21 protein-coding genes are annotated in these 24,011 nt (G+C 37.7%); 3 read left to right on the top strand and 18 right to left on the bottom strand.

Annotated elements, in window-relative coordinates; all coding sequences use genetic code 11:
• Positions 1–3: 3 nt before the first annotated feature.
• From ACY9Z2_RS12630 to helD, 10 genes are all read right to left on the bottom strand, one after another.
• A complete protein-coding gene (locus ACY9Z2_RS12630; RefSeq protein ID WP_463610010.1) occupies positions 4–1,014 on the bottom strand; it encodes a 3-oxoacyl-ACP synthase in 1,011 nt (336 codons plus the stop codon).
• A gap of 318 nt (positions 1,015–1,332) precedes the next feature.
• Positions 1,333–2,364 carry a branched-chain amino acid ABC transporter permease gene (locus ACY9Z2_RS12625; protein WP_463610009.1) on the bottom strand — a complete coding sequence of 344 codons (1,032 nt, stop codon included), beginning with the start codon at positions 2,362–2,364 and terminating at the stop codon, positions 1,333–1,335.
• Positions 2,361–3,230 (bottom strand): branched-chain amino acid ABC transporter permease, encoded by an 870-nt coding sequence (locus ACY9Z2_RS12620; RefSeq protein WP_463610008.1) that lies wholly within the window; start codon positions 3,228–3,230, stop codon positions 2,361–2,363. The genes ACY9Z2_RS12625 and ACY9Z2_RS12620 overlap by 4 nt, the downstream gene beginning before the upstream one ends.
• Before the next feature lie 384 nt (positions 3,231–3,614).
• A complete protein-coding gene (locus ACY9Z2_RS12615; protein WP_463610007.1) occupies positions 3,615–4,319 on the bottom strand; it encodes an ABC transporter ATP-binding protein in 705 nt (234 codons plus the stop codon).
• Complete coding sequence (locus ACY9Z2_RS12610) at positions 4,306–5,070, bottom strand: ABC transporter ATP-binding protein (RefSeq protein ID WP_463610006.1); 765 nt, start codon at positions 5,068–5,070, stop codon at positions 4,306–4,308. Before ACY9Z2_RS12610 ends, ACY9Z2_RS12615 begins: the two co-directional genes overlap by 14 nt.
• A gap of 25 nt (positions 5,071–5,095) precedes the next feature.
• Positions 5,096–6,292: a substrate-binding domain-containing protein gene (locus ACY9Z2_RS12605; protein WP_463610081.1), complete on the bottom strand. Its 1,197-nt coding sequence runs from the start codon at positions 6,290–6,292 to the stop codon at positions 5,096–5,098.
• A gap of 666 nt (positions 6,293–6,958) precedes the next feature.
• A complete protein-coding gene (locus ACY9Z2_RS12600; RefSeq protein WP_463610005.1) occupies positions 6,959–10,168 on the bottom strand; it encodes an AfsR/SARP family transcriptional regulator in 3,210 nt (1,069 codons plus the stop codon).
• A 66-nt stretch (positions 10,169–10,234) separates the two neighbouring features.
• Positions 10,235–11,008 (bottom strand): 3-hydroxybutyrate dehydrogenase, encoded by a 774-nt coding sequence (locus tag ACY9Z2_RS12595; RefSeq protein WP_463610004.1) that lies wholly within the window; start codon positions 11,006–11,008, stop codon positions 10,235–10,237.
• A 17-nt stretch (positions 11,009–11,025) separates the two neighbouring features.
• Positions 11,026–11,376 (bottom strand): VOC family protein, encoded by a 351-nt coding sequence (locus ACY9Z2_RS12590; RefSeq protein WP_463610003.1) that lies wholly within the window; start codon positions 11,374–11,376, stop codon positions 11,026–11,028.
• A gap of 48 nt (positions 11,377–11,424) precedes the next feature.
• A complete protein-coding gene (gene helD / locus ACY9Z2_RS12585; protein WP_463610002.1) occupies positions 11,425–13,737 on the bottom strand; it encodes an RNA polymerase recycling motor HelD in 2,313 nt (770 codons plus the stop codon).
• Positions 13,738–14,226: 489 nt separating this feature from the next.
• On the opposite strand from helD, the gene ACY9Z2_RS12580 reads away from it, so the two are divergent.
• Positions 14,227–15,096, top strand: a complete 870-nt coding sequence (locus ACY9Z2_RS12580; protein WP_463610001.1) for a YitT family protein — start codon at positions 14,227–14,229, stop codon at positions 15,094–15,096.
• Positions 15,097–15,146: 50 nt separating this feature from the next.
• Here the strand turns inward: ACY9Z2_RS12580 and ACY9Z2_RS12575 are convergent, their stop codons facing one another.
• Positions 15,147–15,626 carry an ASCH domain-containing protein gene (locus ACY9Z2_RS12575; protein ID WP_463610080.1) on the bottom strand — a complete coding sequence of 160 codons (480 nt, stop codon included), beginning with the start codon at positions 15,624–15,626 and terminating at the stop codon, positions 15,147–15,149.
• Positions 15,627–15,645: 19 nt separating this feature from the next.
• Positions 15,646–16,140, bottom strand: coding sequence for a GNAT family N-acetyltransferase (locus tag ACY9Z2_RS12570; RefSeq protein WP_463610000.1), 495 nt, complete (start codon positions 16,138–16,140; stop codon positions 15,646–15,648).
• A gap of 130 nt (positions 16,141–16,270) precedes the next feature.
• On the opposite strand from ACY9Z2_RS12570, the gene ACY9Z2_RS12565 reads away from it, so the two are divergent.
• A complete protein-coding gene (locus ACY9Z2_RS12565; RefSeq protein WP_463609999.1) occupies positions 16,271–16,870 on the top strand; it encodes a short chain dehydrogenase in 600 nt (199 codons plus the stop codon).
• A 46-nt stretch (positions 16,871–16,916) separates the two neighbouring features.
• Here ACY9Z2_RS12565 and ACY9Z2_RS12560 read toward each other — a convergent pair whose 3' ends face one another.
• From ACY9Z2_RS12560 to ACY9Z2_RS12545, 4 genes are read right to left on the bottom strand one after another with little or no spacing between them, the layout of a single operon-like run.
• The gene (locus tag ACY9Z2_RS12560) at positions 16,917–18,158 is read right to left on the bottom strand and encodes a hypothetical protein (RefSeq protein WP_463609998.1); all 1,242 of its coding nucleotides are present in this window, start codon (positions 18,156–18,158) and stop codon (positions 16,917–16,919) included.
• Positions 18,159–18,170: 12 nt separating this feature from the next.
• A complete protein-coding gene (locus tag ACY9Z2_RS12555; protein WP_463609997.1) occupies positions 18,171–19,004 on the bottom strand; it encodes a hypothetical protein in 834 nt (277 codons plus the stop codon).
• Entirely contained in the window at positions 19,001–19,690 is a 690-nt protein-coding gene (locus ACY9Z2_RS12550; RefSeq protein WP_463609996.1) for an ABC transporter ATP-binding protein, read from the bottom strand. The genes ACY9Z2_RS12555 and ACY9Z2_RS12550 overlap by 4 nt, the downstream gene beginning before the upstream one ends.
• Before the next feature lie 12 nt (positions 19,691–19,702).
• Positions 19,703–20,077, bottom strand: coding sequence for a GntR family transcriptional regulator (locus ACY9Z2_RS12545; RefSeq protein ID WP_463609995.1), 375 nt, complete (start codon positions 20,075–20,077; stop codon positions 19,703–19,705).
• A gap of 226 nt (positions 20,078–20,303) precedes the next feature.
• Here ACY9Z2_RS12545 and ACY9Z2_RS12540 point away from each other — a divergent pair, with 226 nt between their 5' ends.
• Positions 20,304–20,693, top strand: a complete 390-nt coding sequence (locus tag ACY9Z2_RS12540; protein WP_463609994.1) for a hypothetical protein — start codon at positions 20,304–20,306, stop codon at positions 20,691–20,693.
• Between the two features lie 85 nt (positions 20,694–20,778).
• On the opposite strand, the gene ACY9Z2_RS12535 is transcribed toward ACY9Z2_RS12540, so the two are convergent.
• On the bottom strand, positions 20,779–22,305 hold the full coding sequence (locus ACY9Z2_RS12535; protein WP_463609993.1) for a UDP-N-acetylmuramoyl-L-alanyl-D-glutamate--2,6-diaminopimelate ligase: 1,527 nt from the start codon (positions 22,303–22,305) through the stop codon (positions 20,779–20,781).
• A 116-nt stretch (positions 22,306–22,421) separates the two neighbouring features.
• On the bottom strand, positions 22,422–23,930 hold the full coding sequence (locus ACY9Z2_RS12530) for a BCCT family transporter (protein ID WP_463609992.1): 1,509 nt from the start codon (positions 23,928–23,930) through the stop codon (positions 22,422–22,424).
• Between the last annotated feature and the right edge of the window lie 81 nt (positions 23,931–24,011).

Here is a 24,011-nt window from a genome sequence, read left to right as displayed (position 1 = left end):
TCCTTAATTTGTTCCCCAGCGTATTGTTGAAGCACCCCATGCATAACCAATTCCTGCACTAACTAGTACAACGATATCGCCATTTTTCACTTTCTCTTCTTCTAGAGCCAATTGCAGCGAAAGGATTTGATCGATCTGACCAATGTGTCCATAATCTGCTAGATAGATAGATTGCTGTTCAGATAACCCTAATTCACGTAAAACAAAGTCATGGGCAGATTTTTTCATATGAAGTATTCCTAAATAATCGATATCTTGGTCACTATAACCACTTTTCGCCAATGAATGGCGAATAACCTTTAAAAAGTTTTTCATCGACTTTTTTTCTAAACGCGCCTTCATACCAGCTGGATCAGGGACATCCAAGAAATGCTGTTTCTGTTCAATTGCTTCGCTAGTAATGGGTTGCTTTGTTCCTCCGGCAGGTACTACGACATCTTCAGAAAAGCTTCCATCCGTCATTAAGTGACTTTGCAACACTTCATTTTTCCCACTGTCTTTTTGTAAGAGAATCGCTCCGCCACCAGCTGCTAAATTAAACATAAAACGTGTTTTGGGATTAGAATAGTCGATTAAATCAACGTTTCGGTAACCACCTGCAAGTAATACAGTCTGGATCGAGGGATCGGCAATCATCATATCCTTTGCAACCTTTAACGCCATTACCGTTGTACCGCATCGTAATGCCGTGTCAAATGCCCACGCGTTCGTAGCACCAATCTCCTCTTGCAGTTTAATACCGGATGTCCAAACCGGATATTCCTTATGTTCTTCACCGATATAAATGATGAGATCAATTTCTAATGGATCAATTCCAGCTTTATTAATCGCATCTTTTGCAGCGTGAATTCCCATTTCACACGTATGGTCATTTTCCCCAGGAATAGGTTTCTCATTTATCCCTAATTTGGTTCTTACTACGTCTTCAGGTAAACCAGATACCTCTGCAAGTTCTTTACTCGTCATTTTATTTTGAGGAATATATATACCTGTGCTCAAAATTCCAACTGACAATCCATTCCCCTCCATATCTATCCAACATTATTATTATCAAAGAAAGTATAAACGAGAAGCTGTCTAGCTCCAGCGCCCAGCAACTAGCAAACTTCACACTCTTCCACTGCGATAAGTCAACATCGGCTCGTACGAAAAAGGAAGGTCGACTAAAACCGTGCTTGTCGCACAACGTCGACATACCCCTTTTGCAGGGGCATGTTTCCTTTATCTCAGAATGAAGTTCGATTAAAACCGCACTTTGCGTGCAACATCGAACCACCCACGTTGCGTGGGCGCAGTTTGTACGTTGTTAAACGGGCGCTTGTGCTTTTCGAATTATGCTCCTTTAGAAGATTTTTCCTCTGTAACTTCGGAGTTTTCTTCAACTGGAAGTCTATTATTTACTTTACGTCTACCAAGTCTCTCTTGAATACTCCCAACAATACCTTGCGGGAAAAACATTACCGCTAAAATATAGATAATCCCAAATAAGATAATCCATCTTTCAAAAATCCAATGTACATCCGACAGTTCTGTTAACCAATGATGCACAAATTCGATTAAGCCAGAACCAACAACTGCACCAATCAATGTGCCTACCCCACCTATTATGGTCATTAGTAATACATCAAGCGTTTGCTCAATTCCAAATACAGATGTATTTACATAGCGCAACGTGTACACATACATTGCTCCACTTACACTTGCAACTACTCCTGCTACAATACTAGCAATCACTTTATAATGAAGAACCTTGTACCCGAGTGATTCTACACGCTTTTCATTTTCCCGAATGGCCTGTAACACCTTTCCGAGCGGTGATTGGGTAAACCTTCTTAACAACATGTAGACAACACCCATTAGGATAAGTGCTGCAAGATATAAATTTGTTCGATCGTAGAAGATAGTAGGTAGTAAAATGGTAAATCCATCGTTTCCCATCGTTAGACTTCTCCACTGTTCTGCTAAAATAAAAAATAATTGAGCAAAAGCAAGTGTTAGCATGGCATAAAAATGACTTTTCAATCGTAATGACAACATCCCTACGATGTAACTGACGATTGCGGCAAGCACTGCACCAGCCAAAATGGATAAGAGCATCGTACCGATGGTCGGCTCAAAATTTTTCATGAAAATAGCTGTTGCGTACGCCCCAATTCCGAAAAACATCGCATGACCAAACGAAACAATACCCGTAAAACCTAGTAATATGTCATAGCTCATGGCAAATACGGCAAATATAAATACTTGCGTTAGTAACACCATCAGGCTATGCGATTCATACACGAACGGTAAAATGATAAGGAATAGAAAGCACAGAATTAGTAACGCATTCCACCTAGAAGGAAGACTTTGTAGTTTTTTCATCTAACATCCTCCTTTGCGCCGAATAATCCGGATGGTCTGAACAATAATACAAACACCATCAATAACATATTTACAGCAACTGCTAACCCGGGTACATAATATGCCATATAAGCACCTAGCAACCCTACTAAAATTGCTGCTAAAGCAGATCCTGGTACACTTCCCATACCACCGATTACCACAACAATGAATGCTAGAATGTTATATTCCATCCCCATCTCAGCATAGATAACACTAGAGTAGGATCCCATTAGCATACCGCCTAATGCCGCTAAAGCTGCACCAAACATAAATACAAGCATAAATACCCTTTTAATATTAATTCCAAGAGCCTCTACCATTTCCTTGTCCATAACCCCAGCACGTACAACCAAACCGATTTTTGTTCGGTTTAGTAAATACATCAATCCGGCAAAAATTAATAGACCAATAACAATAATAAATATTCGATATTTTATTAAAATAATTCCGCCAAATGTCCAACTACCTTCCAAATAAGGTGGCGTTGCTGCAGCAATTGGATCAGGCCCAAAAACGACCTTTAGTAGCTCGCTTAAAACGAGCATTAGTCCAAGTGTAATAAGTATTTGACGGATATGATTACCATACACCGGCTGAATGATGAAACGCTCCATCGCAAAGCCTAATACTAGACCGGAAGCGATTGCAGCAAGTATACCTAACCAGAAGCTTCCCGTAGCGTTATATGTCCATATTCCTGAAAATGCTCCCCATGCGAATAGTCCGCCGTGAGCAAAATTTAATACATCCATTAAACCGAATATTAACGTTAAACCAACTGCCAACAAGAAAATTAATAGTCCAGTTGACAACCCATTTACAGTTAAATTAATAATTGTATCCACTCTTCTGTCCCCTCCTTCTTATTTTTTGGCTGTTTCCTATATGATTGTTGTTTTTCACCAAATGTATAAACTGCCACATACTTCTCCCTCTCGAATAGTAGAGGCGAAGACGGATCAGTAGCGGACACAGAATCCCTTATTTTTACTTTTAGATCAAGTTTTATGGGGTAAGAGGACACAGGATACGTTATTTAGGTGAAAATACGATGAAATCACTATTTTTTTCAATATAACGGATCCTGTGTCCACGAACATTCGCATTTACCCCCATTTCATACAAATAACAGATTTGGTGTCCGCCAATATTAACCTCACTCTCATTTTTCAGGAAAGCAGGAGCGTTGCAACAACAAAATTCATTATTTTTTGTAACCAAGAGACAGATCAAGCTATGCCTAAATATTGTTTCCGTAGTGAATCATCGTTTTTCAAATCATTCATTGTACCGTGGTTTACAGTTTTCCCTTCATCAATAATGTAATAGTTATCGCCAATTTGACTCGCCATCATAAAGTTTTGTTCAACGAGTACAACCGTAGTTCTTTCCTTCATTTCAATGATTGACTGCATAACTTTTTCGATTACTACTGGCGCAAGCCCTTTACTTGGTTCATCAATTAGAACTAATTCGTTGTCATTTACGTATGCTTTTGCAATCGCAAGCATCTGTTTTTGGCCACCACTTAACCTGCCACCTTTTTGGTGATAAAAAGTCTTTAAGTCCGGAAATAAATTTAATACATAGTCTAGATTTTCTTTTGTTTTATCGTTATATTTTTGAACTGCTACATCTAGATTCTCTTTTACTGTTAGTCCACCAAAAATGCCTTGATCCTCTGGAACATATCCAATTCCTTTCTTGGCAATTTCATACGTGGGCAACGATTCAATAGAAGAACCTTTATATTCAATAGCTCCATCTCTTACATCATGAAATCCCATAATGCTTCGTAAAGTAGTTGTTTTTCCTGCTCCATTTCGGCCAAGCAATACTGTAACCTCACCTTTACTTGCCTCAAACGATACACCCTGGAGGATATGATATTGATCAATGTACGTATGAAGATTATCTACTTTAAGAAACGTCATCGTAAAAACCTCCCAGGTAAGCAGATTGAACCATTTCATTCTCCATTATTTCATCTGGTGAGCCATCGGCTAGCAGTTTTCCGTTATGAAGAACCATTAAACTATCGGATAAATCTAGTACCATATCCATTTTGTGTTCAATCAATAGAATTGTTCGATCACGCTGATCTTTGATCTTTTTGATTACTTCTAAAATTGTTGGAACTTCCTCTATCGACATACCAGCTGTTGGTTCATCAAGCAATAAAAGTTCTGTCTCAAGAGCAAGTAACATCGCAATTTCTAGCTTACGTTTTTCTCCATGAGCCAGATTTTTAGCAAGAGCTAATGCCTGGTTATCCAATAATACGGTATCTAAAAGCTCTTGCGCTTTTACGTCAAATTCCTTATAGGAAGAAAAATGACGAAACATTTGGTACCTGATCCCTGCTTGTGCTTGAACTGCTAAACGAACATTCTCTAGCACAGTTAGGTTCGGAAACACATTTGTTAACTGAAACGAACGACCAATTCCTAGTCGTGTTCGCTTCGTCGTTGTCTGCCTTGTGATATCTTTTCCTTTAAAAAGAACAGTACCTTTTGTAGGTTTTAATTGACCACTAATTAAATTAAATAACGTAGTTTTACCGGCACCATTTGGACCGACTACCGATTTAAATTCATTTTCTTTCACCGATAAATTAACTGCATCGACGGCCTTATGACCGCCGAATGCAATAGATAAATCCTTTGTTTCTAAAATAGATGTCATTCCTATTCCGCTCCTTTACAACATGTTAATTTCGAATAGGTGGAGCTGTTTGTTCCGGAGATAATTCATCAATTAAAACAGGGACCGGATAATCAAATCCTTCTTTTTCCTGTAATTTAATATGATACATGGTTTGCAATGCCTGATGATCTTCTTCTCGGAACGTCATCGTACCCTTTGGCGTTTCAAATGACATGCCTTCCATCGTTTTAATATAATCTTCGCCAGAGGCATCTACTCCAGCTTCCTCGATTGCTTTTACAATTGCGATTGCTGCTGACATCCCACCAGGTGTAAACAAATCTGGTACCTCTCCGTCAAATCGTTTCTTATGCTCTTCAACTAACCAATCATTAATCTCATTATCTGGTAACGTGTGATGGTATACTGTAAATCCTTCCATTCCCACTACTGCTCCCATTGTTTTTAATGCTGCAATATCTGGAGCCCCAGTTGAAATCTTAATTCCTTGCCCTTGAACATTCATATCCTGTAATTGACCCCAAGGTGTATTTGCTCCAGCCCAAACAACAAATAAGTAATCAGGCTTTGCATCAATAATTTTTTGGATATTTGCTGTAAAGTCTGTTGCATTTGGATCTGCATATTCTTCTAAAACTATTTCTGCCCCAAGCTCTTCCGCCGCTTGTTTAAATGCTGCAACGCCATCTCTACCAAAAGAATAGTCAGGTGCTAATGTTGCAATGGTTACACCTTCGTCAGCAATTGCTGCCGCAGCTGCATACGCATCCTGAGAGGAATTACGTGCAGTTCTAAAAATGTATTCATTAAAGTTTTCACCAGTAATGCTATCTGCAACTGCTGGTTCAACAACCATGATTTTCTTATATTGTTTTGCAAGCGGAACAACCGCCAATGTGTCTGCAGAACTAGAAGAACCCACTAAGAAGTCAACTTCCTCTTCCTCTAATAATGAAACTGCTCGCTGTACAGCTACCTCAGGCTTTGTTTCTGTATCTTCATAAATTACTTCAATCGGATGTCCGTTAATTTCATTTGTTCCATCAGTCGCGTACTCGATTCCCAGCTCAAAACCACGCTTCGTTTGTTCACCGTAAGCTTCTAAAGCTCCCGATAATGAAGCTAATACCCCAATTTTAATTGGGCTTTTTTCGCCATTCTCCCCACCATCATTTCCACCGCCATTTGCTTCCTCTGAACCGTTACAAGCTACTAAAAATAATGCCAAAACGAAAAACATCAATATAATTCCAATTCGAGTTTTTTTCACTGACCTTTCCCCCTTATTTAAGTGTACTTTAGTTATAAAAGAAAGCGGTTACAAATTAGTTACAACGTGATTATAAAAGCGGAGGCGACTGGTTAGCTTGGCTTGTATTTCTGAAATCTCGCTTGTATTTCCGAGAATTGGCCAGTATTTTAGATTTTGCCTCCTATAAGACTATGAATTATATAGCCCCTCATCAAGAACACCGCATTCTCGACAAAAGAAAAAACAACAAGGAAACCGTCTGCTGGTTTCTTGTTGTTTTAACGTCAGAAAGCATAAGTTAGAATTATAAGAAAAACTTCGGCACTAGCTAAGGACGAGGCGAATGCCGAGTTTTTTCTAATAAGCAAAGAAAGTATAAAAGAAAAGCTGTCTAGCTCCAGCGCCCAGCAACTATCAAACTTCACACTCCTCCACTGCGATAAGTCAACATCGGTTCGTACAAAAAGGAAGGTCGACTAAAACCGTGCTTGTCGCACAACGTCGGCATACCCCTTTTGCAGGGGCATGTTTCCTTTATCTCAGAGGGTAGGAAGTTCGATTAAAACCGCACTTTGCGTGCAACATCGAACCACCCACGTTGTGTGGGCGCAGTTTGTACGTTGCTAAACGGGCGCTTACGCTTTTCTAATAAAACTAACTCGTTTCTAGGATCATTTCATACATTTGTTTTGTTGCACGCATTGGTCCTACGCCAATTTCCGTTTCTAGTTGATCGCAACACATGTGGTAATACTTGATAGCCTGTGCACGATTATTTTGTTGGTAATAGCAAAACATCAATAAGCGATATGCTTCTTCCCAGTTTGGATCAAGCTGCAAAATTGTTTCACACCAAACAATTGCTTCGCTATATTGCTCAAAACTCACGTACATTTGTGTGAGCTTCTCTGCTCCCCTTAGGTATAGCGTTTTAATTTGCTCCCTTTCCTTGATACACCAATCCTCATAGTGGCGTTCTGGTAAGTAGTCCCCGTTATAATAGTCTAAACCTTTTTTTAACCAATTCATCGAACGTTTGCGGTCAACCTCTTTTAAGCCATCGTTTACCCATTGTTCAAAATTTAACACATCCCACTCAATTCCAGTTTGCATATTAAGTCGATACGATGTAGCTTGACGTTCAATAAAATATGGAACTGATCTCGCTTTTCTATCTGGTTCTAGTACTTTGTTTAACGCGTTAATAGCGACCTTTAAACCCGCTGATGAAGCTGCCTCATCTTGATCCGGCCATAACGTACGAAAAATTTCTTCACGCGTAGTGAATTTTCCACGTTTTGATAACAATAATTGAAACAATTCCTTCGCCTTATCTCTTCGCCAATCTTTTTCATCTAATTTCCTATTACCTAACCAAATAGTAAATGATCCTAATGTTTGAATGCGCAATGTATATCCTGGATGAGTAGGACTCTTACGTATACCTAACTTGGCAATCAAATCGGTTACATACCCGACATGTATTTGCCGTTTCTCAACCTCAAGCAATACTGGTGAAAGCACCTGTAAATCGAATGGTCCAAACAGCGTACGACGTTCAAACAGAAAATGATAATTGTTCGTTTGCGTTACATTAAAGCAGCGACTACTCGACTGTTCAAATACCTTCCAATTGTCTTCCTGATAGGAGATAATCATTTGCCACAATAGGGATACAGCTAGCCCATATTGATCGTTACACGTTTCAAAAAAGGAAACACAATCATCTAATAACTGCTTCGCATGAGGTATATCTTGTTTGTAATAACTAGAAATCCCCCAGCTTAATTTGATCAATGCTGATAACCATCCATCATGTACTAAATCGGTCTCCCGCAGCGCTTGTTCCGCATAAAACGTGGCCCGTTCATAATTCCCTTTCATACTATATAACAGGCATAAACCCATTAGTGGTTCCGCTTTTCCTCGTGATACATTCACGCGGTCCATTAGATGCAAAGCCTTTTTATAGCATGAAGCGGCCTCTATTTCATTTTCCATTTTCGACAATTGCAGTGCATGTCCTAGGCGGATCCAACCACATGCTTCTGTAAATGGAGCGAGATGTGTTTTACCTTGCTCGATCCCATCTTCTGCATAACTCACTGCTTCGTCAACTTCACCTTTAAAGCTATAAATAAGCGATAATAATAGTACTGTCTCTCGATGTGATTGCTGCAACCTCTGTTCTTTTTCATGCTCATATTGATGGTGTAAAAAGGATAGAGCTTGATCATATTTGCCAGTCCTAAGCCACAGTCTAGCTTCTAAGTTTTCTTTATAGTAAGTTGAATGGGAGAGGTCAATTCCCTTTGAAACCCACTTTTCCGCTTCATTGGCACGCCCAGCATTTAGTAGATTCTCAGCCATTAGCCGGTACAATTGAATCGTTTCATCTTTCGTCATGTTAGCATGAGGATGAATAGCTATGGCTCGTTTTAGGTAATATTCCGCCTTGTCAGGCTGTATTGTATCTAGATAAATTCTGCCAATCCCTTGTAACGCCAATAGCTGGATTGTATAGCCGGTTTCACTGGCTGCTTCGGCATACTTGTAACATTCAACAGCCTCTTCATATATACATCGATAACGATTTATATCCCCTTCATAGATCCACAACATAGGAAAGCTATTCTTCAATTCTATCGGTAGTGATGCAATTTTATCCTTCAGGCTCTCTAACAAACCTAAATCTAGCATGTTCTGACCATAATGGTCTAGTATTCTCGCAGAGGCATGCCACTCCCCGATTAATTCAAAGTGATGAATGGCCGCTTCATAATGGTGATTTTCTTGAAAGTAGACTCCTGCTTTATGATGCAACTTCCGATACAATGTGGGGTCTTCACGCTTCAGTTTGTTACTTAAAAACTCTCTAAATAAAGCATGATAACGATATTGATTGTCCTCGAGCGAAGTTAAAAAAAGGTTTTCTTGTTCGATCAATTGGAGATAATTTTTCCCTTCCTGGATCTCTAGGACATCTTCCAGTACAACAGGGTCCAATTCTTCAAATATACTCGATTTTAATAGAAACAATTGTACCTTTTCTGTCTGTTTAGAAACAACATCAAATGCGAGGAATTGGAATAAATCTTCTAATGTTTCGGTGCGATTACCAAGTATTGCATGTACATTTTCTCCCTTGGCTAATTGCGTTCCAATCATTTGGATCGCCATAATCCATCCTTCCGTTTTTTGAAAAATAAGTGAGGCATGCCGTGATGAAAGATCCTCCTGGTAAGCATCGGAAATAAAAACTTCTATCTCGGCTGGGCTGAAGGTAAAATCAGATTCATTCAGTTCCAAAACTTCCCCTTTTACCCGAAGTTTTTTGAGGAGATCCCAGGTGAGTTTTGTACGACTGGCCAATACAAGGTGAACAGTGTCTGGTAAATACTCAATTAAACTTAGCATCCAGCTCTCGATACGAGTGGAATGAGCTATTAAATGATAATCGTCTAAAATGATAGTGATTTCTTTTTCAGTTGTTGTTAGTTCATTTACAAATTCAGCACAAAGTAAACCTACCTCTTCATCATCAACAATACTTTCCAACCGTTTCAATAATTGATCACCAAAGTTACTGAATTGTGATCGAATAGAATGGATGATGTAATATAAGAAAGGTATGATATCGTCATCCTGCTTTGATAGGCTTAACCAACAATATGTCACGCCACTATCTTTTAAGTAAGCTGCAAGCGCTGTACTCTTTCCATAACCTGGCCCGGATTGAATGACCGTTAGTGGATATTGGGGAATGTCTTGCAACTTTTTTGCCAATGATGAACGTCTTAGGATTGCGTTTTTTACTTGAGGAGGTTTGAATTTCGTTTGAAAGATTGGAAAAGTCTTCTCCATCTTAAATGTCCCCCTGAACTTATTATTATCGTTATTTTACCATAATTCTGACTTATTTTGTAACCATTATTGCGCTGTATATCCACCGTCCAGTACAACGGCTTGCCCCGTCACACCTCTCGCTTTTTCACTTGCTAAAAATAAAACATAATCTGCTATCTCTTTCGTATCTAACAAACGTTTTTGCGGAACAAGCGGATAAATAACTTCTTCTAAGACCTTTTCTAGAGGAACATTTCGTGTTTCAGCCAAACTCTCTAGCTGTCCCCGTACTAACGGTGTGTCTACATATCCTGGGCAAATAGCATTTACGGTAATGCCGTGCTCCGCTCCTTCAAGGGCAGCAACTTTTGTTAATCCAATCACCCCATGCTTTGCACTGTTATAAGCAGCTTTTCCTGCAAACCCAACTAAGCCATTTATTGATGCCATGTTAATGATTCGTCCAAATCCGTTGCTTTTCATCATAGGAAAGACATGTTTGATCGCAATAAATGGAGCAGTTAGCATTATCTTTGTTAACTGCTCAAACTTTTTGGTTGGAAACTCCTCCAACGGTGCTACGTGCTGTAATCCTGCATTATTAATTAACACATCTACCTTGCCATACTTTTTAACCGTTTTGTTCAATGAAGATGTTAATTCATCCTCAGATGTTACATCACATACAACTCCATCAATATCAAAACCTTGTATTCTTAGTTCCTTGGCTACCGTAATTACTTTTTCATCCAAGTCACTTAGTATGACCGTATCGCCCTCTTCAGCAAAGACTTTTCCAATTTCTAAACCAATTCCTTGAGCCGCACCTGTAATAAATATTACTCTATGATTACGCAAGAAACTCCCCCCTTCCCTTAACATTCACAAACCATCAATACATTTCCGTCTGGATCCTTGAAATTGAACCACTGATTGTGTTCGATTTCCGTAATGATTTCAACCCCTTTTTCTTTCATGAAATCAAACGCTTTTTCAATGTCATAGGTGTCTAAATGAAACGGTGGAGTCTGAAATACACGGTCAGGCTGATAGATTTTACTGTCCAAAACAATCCCCGTTCCTTGCATAGGTATCACATATAAATGACCAAATAAAACCTCTTCTGTTACAGGCAACCCTAAAATATCGCAATACCAATTTCTAGCTTTTTCAATATCACGAACCGGAATAAAAACTGTTCCTATTTGATTTATAATCGGATTCATACAAACGCTCCTTTTCAGATTCTACTTAGTTTCCATTTCGACACCAATTCAAAAATTCCTTTTTTCCTGACTAAATGTGTTCAACGGTGCTTCTTTAATAAACATGCAGGGTTCATTAATTGTTAACATGATTAGTTCATGCATTGCCCTAGTACAAGCAGTATAGAAAAGGTTTCGTTCGGATTCATTAACATAATGTCGATTGGAGGCGTTAGGAATTATTACTGCATCAAATTCAATACCTTTTGCCCAATAAACCGGTAAAATTAGTATTCCTTTTTGAAAGGAATGAGTCTCTTCATCTATTTTTGTAACTAATAGCTTTCCATTTAACGTTTGGAAAATTACATCACATTCTTCTAATGTTTTACAGATAATCGCTACTGTTTCATGACCAATGATTTGTAAGTTTTTTGCTGTTGTAAGCAACCGTTCATTTCTATCTACAATATTATCTATCTCAGCAAGCACGGGTAATTTTCCGTCACGATTAAAAGGTTCTATGAATTTGCCATCTTCTGCTGCAAAACTCCTTGTAAACTCAACAATTTGTCTAGTAGATCGATAACTTTTTGTTAAATTAATTCTTTCGATTCTTTCTCGCATTTCTTCCGGCAAAAATGTATTTACATGTGTTGCATGTGTATAGATTCCCTGATTGAAATCGCCTAACAAGGTCATTCTTGTATAAGGAAATACTTCCTGTAGATAGGCATATTGAAATACGGAATAATCCTGCGCCTCATCAATAATCAAATGACGAATTGACCGATTCTCGGCATCACCAATTATTTTTCCTTTAAAATACGCAAATGGTGTTGCATCTTCCCAAGATAAATGTTTATTCGATAAATTTTTGAATGTTTGTTTACATATTCCCTCCCAATTATTAGGAGTTTCCGCATGTTCGAAACCATTGAATAGATTCCTGAATGTCGCAAGAACGTTAACAAATCCAAATTTTTTTACTTGTATCTTTAACGATGAGAACCTTTTTTTCACTACTTTTTTTCTCAAGTATTTTTCTTCTTCTATTAATGACTCCTCATCCTGATCTTGTGCATGTCTATACGCTTTCAAGAATTCATCTTTATCCATTAATTCTATTTCGTCTAATACCCAATCCTTTTCCTGTTCTTTTCGTTGAGCTTTGCTTAACTCATCGAGTAACCATTTAGAGACGAGTTCCATTCGATTCGGAGTACCGATTGGGTCAAGTGAATAAAAGAAATCACGTATCCTTTCTTTAGAAATAAGTACTTCTTTACGAAAAATGATATTTTTAAAAAGCAACCCATCATGACTTAAATGGGAAATATAATCATCCAATACTTTTTTAAAATCCATGCTTGATTTAAAACGAATACCTTCCAATTTACATGTATGATTCGTGTCATTCAATCCGGTTAGCACATACTCCATTTGATCAAATGGAGATTCAATCGTAATAGACGAACCTACTTTAGCTTCCAGGTACTCCAAAAAAGTAGTTTGCTTCATATTTTCCTCTCCAAGTTCGGGAAGGACATTTGCTACATAACTAGAAAACAGCCAATTCGGGGAAAACAGCATAATATTTTCTCCGCTTAGCAATTCACGATGACGATACATTAAATATGCAATTCGCTGTAAAGCAGCCGATGTTTTTCCACTTCCTGCAACCCCTTGCACAATAAGATATTTACTTGATTCGTTTCGGATAATTTGATTTTGTTCTTTTTGTATAGTTGCTACAATATTTTTCATGGAGGTACTCGCGTTATTTCCAAGGGCCTCTTGCAGAAGCTCATCTTGTATTGTCACACCTGTATCAAACATTCCTTTAATAGTTTTGTCCTTAATGATGAACTGTCTTTTTAAGGTGATCTCCCCTGAAATCGAACCATCTACAGTCTCATAACTTGCTTTTCCAGGAGGAAAGTCATAATAAATGCTTGAGATGGGGGCGCGCCAATCATAGATCAAAAAGTTTTCATCATTACGATTCATCAATGATGCTATTCCAATATAAATACTATCTTCTGCGCTCTCGGTGTCTTCTAAAAAATCAATTCGCCCAAAGTAAGGAGAACCCTTTAATCGATCCAGCGTTTTAAGCTGTTGAGCAATTTTTCCATGACCTCTTTCTTTTTCCGATAGTAATTCTGCTTGTTGTTTTATACTTGCTTGTGTCTCAATGACATCATCAGGTTCATCGAGGTTTACCGTTACATCCTCCCAAAAGTTCTTTCTGAGTTTAACGACGTTGTCCTTTAGTACACGAGCCTTCTGAATTAATGATTCTTCTTTTCTTTCTATTTCCTGTACTACATCATCTACGCGTCTCTGTTCAGCAACTCGATCTTCCATCTCCCGACTCATAAAACAACCCCATCCTTTACGAATTCACTTTTATAGTTGACGTAATTAATTTTATATGATAAAATATATATGGATATATTTATAGTCAAAATTAAAAATGTCAACAGTATTCCTATTTTAGCACTTTGTATCAGATATAGCAACCTTAATTAAGAGCCTCCATCAGCAGGGGGTTCTTTTTATAACGTCAGAAATTATGGTAGACCATATTAAAGAGCTTCGGCATTCGCTATTAAGGACTTTTGCGAACGCCGAAGTTTTTCTTATAAGGTAAGAATGTATAAAAACTGTCCAGCTTCAGCGCCTAGGCACTCGACACATAAGCAGTCCACTTCCGTGTGGTAAAAACACCACACTGCAGCGTTCTGTTTATGCTGTTTGTGTCTTTCAAGGCGCTTGCGCTTTTCTTATACGGAGGTAAATTGACAGTTACACGAAACAAACTTACACTATACTAGTCGTCCATACATAGAAAGGAAAAATACAGCTATGAAAAATCAACAAAAAACGAATCAATCTTTAAAAGAATATATATTTGTAATTGTCGGAGCAACACTAGTAGCATTATCATATAATATGTTCCTATTACCCGCTAAACTAGCTGCAGGTGGAATTTCTGGTATAAGTACTATTTTATTTGAGCTTTATGAACTTAGCCCTGCATATACTCAATTTCTTATTAATATTCCTGTTTTTTTTATTGGTTGGTTGTTACTTGGTAATGACTTTGGCTGGAAAACGCTACTAGGTACATTTTGGGTGCCATTTATTATTTGGTTATCTGCAGATATTCCTTATACCATCACTAACCCGCTTTTAGGTGCACTTTATGGGGGAATTGTTTTAGGAATTGGTCTTGGAACAGTATATAAGGGCAATGGTTCAACTGGTGGAACTGCTGCGATTGCCCAGATCGTAAAGAAATTCACTGGCTTATCAAGTGGCTATTCCCAGCTTATCGTTGATGGCGCTGTTGTGATTTCTTCTATAATCGTATTTAATTTAGAACTAACGCTATTTGCATTAATGTGTATTTATGTAACAAGTAAAGTAATTGATCGGGTTCAGCTACGTACATCATCTACCAAGCTGATCCTAATTATTACCGAAAAAGAAGAACAGATCCAAGCACTAATTCGAAATGAAATCGACCGAAGCCTTACAAAAATTCGGACCGTTGGCGGCTATTCTAAGGAAGATAAAACAATGCTATTATGTGTGACAGAACAAGCGGAAGCCGTTCGCTTGAAAAAACTTCTACAGGAAGAGGAGCCAACTTCATTTGTTATCTTCCTTAACGCATCCGAAATTCTCGGACGTGGATTCTCATTGGACAAGTATTACGGGCAAAAGTTGTAGCGTCGGATCCGCTTAAAACCATAAGTGATGAAAAAATAGAGGAAACAGGTCTATACCTGCTTTCCTCCATTTTTATATACAACCTTAAATTCCTCACAAACCACTAACATATTTTCGTCAAACACTTTGTCTAGCTCTTTCAATTCTTCCGTAAAAAATTCCACATGGACACGTCGCCAATATGTATAAGATTTATCTCCTTCACCTTCTTTGGCAGCAAATTCTGCACTAACCTTATTAAAAGGAATAATTTGCACATCAATGGTTTCTGTAATCGCTTCTGCCTCACCATTCCAATCGGTTATTATGTTTAGTTCGCCTACAAAAGGTAATTCTTCCTCACCAGTTTCATAAAATATATGCAAAGAACAAGTAGCTGTTTTCTCACCTCGAATTACTAATTCCGCTAATTCTTCAGCCATTTCCGGACCACTACCAAAAGCCCAGGATGTATACGTTTTACTCTCTCTTTCTGATTCAGGTAGACTTTGCAAGTAATTTTTCCACATTATTTCAACAGATTCTTTCACCAAATTGCATTCTCCTTTTTTATTTGGTACATGAATACAGAAATATGTCCTTATCCCACCGATGAACAACGCCTTCCTGATTCATACCAATTCGTTCAGCGACCTTTATGGAAGGTTCATTATTTAAATCAATCAACGAAATCAATTTTGTATAATTGTTTTCCTCAAAACCATATTTTTTACAAGCCAAAGCGGATTCCGTTGCATAGCCATTTCCCCATACCGATCTTTTAAATAAGTATCCAATTTCCATCTTCACTTCATCATTAAATTGTTGCGGGACAATGCCACATTGTCCTAAAAACTCACTAGTCCCTTTATTCTCCACAATCCAAAGGCCAACGCCAAATCTCCGATAATTATCCAATGTCCATTCAATCCACTTCATCGTTTCTTCTTTATTTTTCGTAGATGGATACTGTGCCATGGCTACAGGATCTGTGAATATTTCTGCAAGATTATTAACATCGTCCATGCACATTTTCCTTAACTGTAAGCGCTCGGTAACTATCATTTTAAGTTCCCCTTTCATACATAAATTTCAATACGTTACATAAATTTAATACAGGGACTCTTATACTACCTAGAATATACGCCTTTTTTGGAATAAATCAATGATAGATACTATAGAAAGGTTGGTCAATATGAAAATACTTCTTGTCGGTGCTAGTGGAACGATTGGTAAACATATTTTCAAAGAATTGGAAGATGACCATGATTTAATTTGCGCAGGACGGAATGGCTCAGATGTGGTCGTAGACATCACCTCACCTGATAGCATCAAAAATATGTATGAACAAGTGGGACGTGTGGATGCAGTAATTAACGCTGCTGGAGGTGCAGCATTTAGTCCACTTACCGAGTTAACACCTGAACGGAACGAAAAAGGAGTGAAAAGTAAACTTAAAGGACAGATCAACCTAGTTCTACTAGGGTTAGATCACGTAAATGACAATGGTAGTTTTACACTAACGACCGGGATTATGATGGATGATCCGATTCCGCAGGGTGCTTCTGCTGCAATGGCAAATGGCGGTGTAAAAGCATTCGTTAAAGCATCCGCTATCGAAATGCCTCGTGGAATTCGAATCAATAGTGTCAGCCCCAATGCTGTCCAAGAATCATGGGAGAGACTTCAAGACTACTTTCAAGGGTATGATGCGGTACCTGCCAGTCGGGTGGCACTGGCGTTTAAAAAAAGCGTATGCGGATTGCAGACTGGACAGAATTTCGAGGTATATTAAATGAAAGAAGCTGGTACCGGATTTTTTCCAGAACCAGCTTCTTGCTTTAATTTACAGTCATATGATATAAATGAACATTTTTTTGGGCACCATTTTTTGACGGATCTTTCGTTCTTACTTCTCCTTCGAAAACCAACTCACCGTTTTTTAGATCGTAAACCTTAAGCTGATCATTTCCTTCGTCATAGTTGCCTTTTATATATACATAAAGTTTCTCGTTTTTTATCGTGCTAAGAAATGAACCTTCCTCCTTTTTCACATTTTCAAGCTCCATTTTTACAAGTTCGTTCGTTTTCTTGGTTTCGATATTGAGCGAGGTAACAACAAACTCTTTTTCATTTAACTTTGAAAAATATATGTTAGTACCATTAAAACTATCTGGATAGCCTAAGTTATTTATCTCTTTTGAAACATCCATTTTTTCCATTTCATTTGTTTCCAAATTATAAACATTAAGATTAACCAATTTTGTTTTTTCCACAGGCATTTCAGTCGAACCTTCGGATTGCATTAACTGTTTAGTCTCCGATTTAACAAATACAATTTTATTGTGAGGTGCCAAATAGTTCGATTCAGGAACCATGTTCACATCCACATGGGTTGAACCTTGACTTTGGAAATCTTTCGCTACATACACTAGCTCACTATCAATTATCTTTTGTTTTGATTGATCAATCGTATACAAATGTTCCTCATTTATATAGCTTTCTTCCTCATGAACGAGCGTTTCTGTAAGAACTTTTATATTTCCGTTTATCAACTGGACGTCCTCTACAAACATATAATTGGTTTTTTGATTTTTAGGAACCTCAACAGAAAAGGATCGTGTTTTATCGGTTTTTTTATCCAAAACAGCTAGTTCGAGTCTGAAGTCTTCCGGCTTTAAAGAACTAGTTTCGTAATCCACCTCTGCATATACGAGAAATTGGTCATCTTCGTAATAGTGTTGAAGCTGCACAGACTTCCTGCGCATAAAGTCTCGGTACTTTTCCTGTAATGACTCAATTTTCGGGTTGTATGTTCCAAGTAGCTGCTTAAGAAAGATCTCTTCAACTTGGTATTCTGTCCCTTTTGATGTTATCTCTAACCCACTGCCTGCTCTTCCTTGTTCCACTACTTCATAGGATCCATTTAGAGAAATATTTTCAACAACTTTTTCGTTTCCACTCATCTTTTTAATATAAAATTCCGGGTAGGTTGATGCAGTCATTGCACCATTTACGAAAAATGTACCAATTCCAAATACGACCAAAACAATAATTACACTCAGTTTCCAATACTTTTTCATCATAATCCCTCCTTACACCGTTACTTTTTTCTTTAGTAAGTAGCCACTCACCCATGTGGAACCTACTAAAACGATTATTCCCATGACGATTGTAAACACCAATAATTCAATTGGGTAGAAAAAGCCATCCAATACAAACTCTTGCAATAAAAGTGGAGATAGAATTACGACCACGGCAAAAGCACTGTATAGTGCCCCAGCAATTATTCCCTTCCACTTAAAACTTCGCTCAAATAAAATACCTGTAAACAAAATTGATACAGCCATTAAACCTGCACTGTAATATAAAATAAATTCTGTGATTGAGGTAGGAAAAATAATTTGAAGCTCCGGCAGATTTCCAATAACTTCAGTTACTCCCATATCCAATCGAAAATCTCTTGGTATCATCCACTTTAAAATGGTAGTTTCGATTGGTAATAAAATTAATTGAAATGCCACAAAACCAAGTGTCGCAAGCATAATTGTCGTTATTTTTGCATAATACACATTTAATCTTGCAGTTGGCAACATCAACAACCGATAAATAAATGTATTTTTACCTAACCAGTCACGATACCAAATAAAGAATATATAGAATGCTACCGCGGCAACACATAGCGCAATGGGACCTAGAAACCAAACGCTTCTAGCAACTTGAAAAAAGCTCATTTCTCCGTTTTGCATAATAAAATCTGCCTTAGACATCATTTCTTCATTGATCTTGTCATTAGCCAAGCTCAAATATTTTCTTGCTTCTATTATTACACCGATAATTTGAACCACCGCTGTAATCCCCAATAAAACCATAAACAGCTTTGCAAATCGATTAAATTCAAAATTGACTAGCTTCAAATATCGATTCATCCTTGGTACACCTCTCTCATTACATCAATTACAGATTTACCTTCTGATTCACGAACCTCTTCTGTACTAAATTCTTTTAATACAATTCCTTCGTCCAACAAAACTACTTTATCGATTAAATGCTCAATATCGCTAATTTCATGCGTTGTAATGATAACGCCACGATCTTCAATCAAATGACTTGTAAACACATTCGCAATTTGTTCTCTACTAAACATATCGATTCCAGAAAAAGGCTCATCCATTAATATGTAATCCACATCCATCGCTAGTCCCATCAATAAATTTACCTTTGCTGTGTTCCCCTTTGATAAGGAAGAGATCTTATCGTCTTCGTTTAAATTAAAAAAACCAAGTAGTTCTGTAGCACGTTTTTGATTCCAGCATTTATAAAAGTCTTTCATAAATTCCATTGCTTCGGCTATTTTCATATGTGGTAGCATAGTGATAGCGTCTGGAATAAAGGTTACTTTTTCAAATGACTGTTTATTAATTGCTTCACCGTCAATTAATATTTGTCCTTTATTCATAGGTGTAAGAGCCATAATTGCGTTTAGTATCGTTGTTTTTCCGACTCCGTTTATCCCAATCAGACAAGTAATTTCTCCTTTATTAGCTGTAAAAGATACGCCTTTTAAAACTTTCTTTCGACCGAATTTCTTTGTCAGTTCTTTTACTTCAATCATTTCTCTGCCCCCTTATTGATTGCTATTTGTTTTATAAGCTTCTTCAACCAAACGAAGTAATTCCTCCATTGGTACATTAATCGATTTTACAGATTCAACAAAATCATTAACTGCTTTTTCCAACAATTCCTCTCGCACCTTCCCTAGGATCTTTTCATCAAAGGTAATTTTACTTGGATGATTACGTTCCGTGTTTATTAGACCCTGCTCTTCCATTTCTTTATAAGCCCGTTGTGCGGTGTTCGGATTAATTTTGATCTGATTCGCAAGCTCGCGTCTTGAAGGGATTTCTTCACCAGGTGCTAATTCACCAACAGCAATTTGTTCTTTAAAATAACGAACAACCTGTAAATAAACGGGATCACGGTTATTAAAGTTTACATTCATCAAAACAACTCCTATATACGCTTAGATGTTTTTCTTGGTAGTATTAAGTGTGTGTATTAAGTGGTTCATACATATTGTAAATGTATTATATGATTAATACACTTTTATGTCAATAGTGTTTTTTTATTGTTTGTTACACGTTGTTCATATTCCATTCATACTCGTACTGTACATTATTGTTATAATGATTGAAAATGGAAGTTGTGGAAATAAAGGAGTGATTAGATTGAATAAATATAGCAAGGTATTACTTCGCTTTTCGGCGGCGTTCGCCTTGATTGGGGCATTCATTGGTTCACACATGGCAGGGTCTGGCGGCTATGCATTTAAAACAGTGCATGCTCATATCTTGGTAGTTGGCTGGTTATCCTTATTCGCGTGGTCAGTTTTCTATAAGGTGTTTACTCCAGCAAATAAAGTATTATCAACACTCCATGTATGGACAGCAATTATAGGGGCGATTGGCTTAACCTCAGGTATGTGGCTGTATTATGTACGTCCATTTGATTTAAACGATACGGTTACCAATGTATTTTTTATTGTCGGTGGATCCATCATGCTTCTAAGCTTTGTACTATTTTTTATTCTTACATTTTTACGTACGGAAGAAAAATAAGTGAATTAGCATAGAAAAAGCCTGAACCTAAGTTATTTGGTTCAGGCTTTTTCACGTATTGTCGATGACTCTGTGTTTTTCTTACCTATATGCCTTCTTGCAATTCATGTTCTGCGCTATGTTCTAATTCATAAAAATAGTCTTTAATGATCGCTTCATCAGAGTGTGGTACTTTCTCACCTTTGATGATTTGCGCTCCATTAATACAACCACTAGTAAGCAAGATTATGTCTCCCGCTTCACCTAATGCGAGAGCTTCTTTTACACCTTCTTCCCTAGATAAGGTCGGATAGATGTTGTCGGCATTTCGATTTGAAAATCCATCAAGAACCCGGTCTACAACCCTATTAGGATCATTGAAGCCAGGATGATCCACTGTAACCACGATTGAATCGGCTTCGCCATCGACGACACCTGCCATCTTTGGCATTTTTTCAAAATCACGGATCCCAATACCTGCGATCATCACGATTAATCGATTGTGTTCAAGCTTTCGCACCTCAGTCAACAAATTCCGTAATGCAACCGGAGTATGTGCGTAATCAAGAATAATCTTTCTACCTGCAGTTTCCTGTTGAAGCAATTCAAATCTTCCTTCAGGGTTTTCGATGAATGCTAATGCTTCTACAATTTTTTCTTTAGCGAAGCCAGCGTCTAAAGCTACACAAACTGCCGCTATTAAATTGGCAATATTGTATTCACCGAAAACAGGCGTGTGTACCGTAAATGTGTCACCAAGAATAGCTAAATCAATTATCGATCCATTATCACTCACACGAATATTCGTGGCGATTACATCGGCATTCGAATCACTCGAGATACTATAGGTGAAAACATTACCTTTATACATTTTTAACAGATCTGGAGCCATTTCAAAGTCGTCCACATTTACGACAGCGGTTTTTACTTGCTTAAACATTTTTAGCTTTGCTCTTTTATAGTTTTCAAAGTTTTTATGGTACTCAATATGCTCAGGTGAAAGGTTTGTATGGATACCGACATCAAACATAATCCCTTCAACACGTTTTTGCTCCATAGCAATGGAAGAAACCTCCATGGCTACAGCTTTATCTCCAGAAGTATACAATTGATCAAATATATGGTGAAGATCTGTAGATTCAGGAGTAGTAGGGGTACTCTGCATAAAATCCATCTTACTATTCGATGTCCAAACTCCAGTTGTCCCGATTGATCCAGTAGGAAATCCTAAATTATTTAATAGAGACTTTACGTAGGCTGCTACAGTAGTCTTCCCATTTGTACCTGTAATGCCAACGGTATATAAATTTTTGTAACGGGAGTCGTGAAAATGTAAAGCTAATTTCGCTACTGCGCTACGGACATCTTTTACTAATAAAAAGGTACAGTTAGGAAATTGACTGCTCATCTCTTTTAATACGACATCGTTATCCCCTACTAGGACAGTTGCTCCTTGTCTAACTGCATCACCTATATAATAATGCCCATCTTCATTTTCCCCAGCGATACAAACAAAAGCTGTTTTATCAAAAACCTTACGAGAATCGTACGTTATCGACGAAATACTATTCTGTTTTGGTCCATATATGTTTAAGATACCTATATCAATGTCTTGTTCGAAGTTAATATTCATGGCTGCACCTCGCTAATGTTTTCACCAATAGATACATTAAGATTACACTTGTCTGAGTGCCGGAGATTTTTCTCAGTGTAACGTATTTTTCGCTTTATAAAAACATGCTATTCGAATCATTTTGAACTCGAATCTGCTTTCAATTTTTCTCGCCTTTCTTGACTTACCGCCTTATAGAAGGATGCCCCCATCAACATAATGACGAGTGAAAAAGGTAATGCTGCGATAATCAACACATTTTGTAACCCTTGTGTTCCGCCAAAATAAACAACAATTGCTGCCATTGCTGATTGCGCTAATCCCCATACTATTTTCACCGAATTAGCAGGATTGATATGACCTGAAGTAGTTAACATTCCAAGAACGAATGTAGCTGAGTCAGCAGATGTTATAAAGAAAATAGCGACAACAAATATGGTTATTACAGACATTATCGTTCCTAGTGGATAATGATCAAGCACACCAAATGTTGACGTTTCTAACGATAACTTCGAAATAGTCGCGATACCATTTTGCTCCAGGTTTAAAGCAGATACTCCAAATACAGCGAAGAAAATAAAGCAAACCAATGCTGGCACGAATAATACACCAAGCATAAATTCTTTGACGGTACGACCTTTCGAAATTCTCGCAATGAAAATTCCAACGAACGGTGCCCATGAAATCCACCATGCCCAATAGAAGATTGTCCAACCGTTAATCCAAGTACGGTTATCACCATCTAGTGGTGCTAAGCGAAAACTCATATCAAAAAAGTTTGTAACATAACTACCAAGTGTAGTTGTAAACATATTCAAAATATATAACGTAGGTCCAACAATAAATAGCATTAGCAATAAGATAAAAGCTAGACCCATATTAATATTACTTAAATATTTAATTCCACGGCCAATTCCTGACCATGCGGAACCAATAAACAATAAAGTCGCTACCGCAAGCACAATTAATTGCATTCCAAATGTATCAGGGATGCCGTAAAGGAATGAAATCCCACTATTAATTTGCGCAGATCCAAACCCTAAGGTTGCAGCTACACCGACTACTGTGGCAACAACTGCAAGTATATCAATCAATTTACCAGGAATACCTTGCATCGCCTTTTCACCGAACAACGGTACGAGTGTTGCACTAATAAGTCCTGGAGCTCCTTTATGAAATTTAAAATAGGCTAAAACTAGTGCTACAATTCCATAAACTGCCCAAGCGTGAATGCCCCAATGGAAGAATGAATATTGAAGCGCTTCTTTTACCGCTTCATCAGTACCAAGTTCAGCTTCAGGTGCGCTTTTAAATGCATGTGAAATTGGTTCAGCGGTTGTCCAAAAAACAAGACCCATTCCCATTCCTGCACTAAATAGCATAGCAAACCATGAAAGCATGCTAAATTCGGGTTTATCCCCTTCTTTACCTAATTTAACGTTTCCAAACTTAGAAAATGCTAAGTACACACAGAAAATCAACATAATCATTATGATAATTAAATAATACCAACCGAAATGCACAGATATAGCTTCCGTTACTTTTGCTGTTGCATCTTGTAAATTACTTGGAGCAACTGAACCCCATACTACAACAGCAACACAAATGATAAGTGCACTCCAAAAAACGGATGTGACGTTCCTCATATTCCACCTCTTATGTATAAATTTTTTCTTTTAAAGCATTTGCCTTATTTCCAAAACCTATACCCAAATTATTATCGCGCT

Source organism: Virgibacillus sp. GM2-2 (assembly GCF_055329585.1).
Note: the sequence above shows the minus strand (reverse complement) of the source record. Positions and strands in the feature narration are given on the sequence as shown.

Coding starts and splice junctions, on each gene's coding strand:
- ACY9Z2_RS12580 (WP_463610001.1), top strand. CDS start 14,227: ATGAAAAATCAACAAAAAACGAATCAATCTTTAAAAGAATATATATTT.
- ACY9Z2_RS12555 (WP_463609997.1), bottom strand. CDS start 19,004: ATGAATCGATATTTGAAGCTAGTCAATTTTGAATTTAATCGATTTGCA.
- ACY9Z2_RS12570 (WP_463610000.1), bottom strand. CDS start 16,140: ATGATAGTTACCGAGCGCTTACAGTTAAGGAAAATGTGCATGGACGAT.
- ACY9Z2_RS12550 (WP_463609996.1), bottom strand. CDS start 19,690: ATGATTGAAGTAAAAGAACTGACAAAGAAATTCGGTCGAAAGAAAGTT.
- ACY9Z2_RS12625 (WP_463610009.1), bottom strand. CDS start 2,364: ATGAAAAAACTACAAAGTCTTCCTTCTAGGTGGAATGCGTTACTAATT.
- ACY9Z2_RS12590 (WP_463610003.1), bottom strand. CDS start 11,376: ATGAATCCGATTATAAATCAAATAGGAACAGTTTTTATTCCGGTTCGT.
- ACY9Z2_RS12545 (WP_463609995.1), bottom strand. CDS start 20,077: ATGAATGTAAACTTTAATAACCGTGATCCCGTTTATTTACAGGTTGTT.
- ACY9Z2_RS12530 (WP_463609992.1), bottom strand. CDS start 23,930: ATGAGGAACGTCACATCCGTTTTTTGGAGTGCACTTATCATTTGTGTT.
- helD (WP_463610002.1), bottom strand. CDS start 13,737: ATGAGTCGGGAGATGGAAGATCGAGTTGCTGAACAGAGACGCGTAGAT.
- ACY9Z2_RS12605 (WP_463610081.1), bottom strand. CDS start 6,292: ATGTTTTTCGTTTTGGCATTATTTTTAGTAGCTTGTAACGGTTCAGAG.
- ACY9Z2_RS12565 (WP_463609999.1), top strand. CDS start 16,271: ATGAAAATACTTCTTGTCGGTGCTAGTGGAACGATTGGTAAACATATT.
- ACY9Z2_RS12615 (WP_463610007.1), bottom strand. CDS start 4,319: ATGACGTTTCTTAAAGTAGATAATCTTCATACGTACATTGATCAATAT.
- ACY9Z2_RS12560 (WP_463609998.1), bottom strand. CDS start 18,158: ATGAAAAAGTATTGGAAACTGAGTGTAATTATTGTTTTGGTCGTATTT.
- ACY9Z2_RS12600 (WP_463610005.1), bottom strand. CDS start 10,168: ATGGAGAAGACTTTTCCAATCTTTCAAACGAAATTCAAACCTCCTCAA.
- ACY9Z2_RS12610 (WP_463610006.1), bottom strand. CDS start 5,070: ATGACATCTATTTTAGAAACAAAGGATTTATCTATTGCATTCGGCGGT.
- ACY9Z2_RS12535 (WP_463609993.1), bottom strand. CDS start 22,305: ATGAATATTAACTTCGAACAAGACATTGATATAGGTATCTTAAACATA.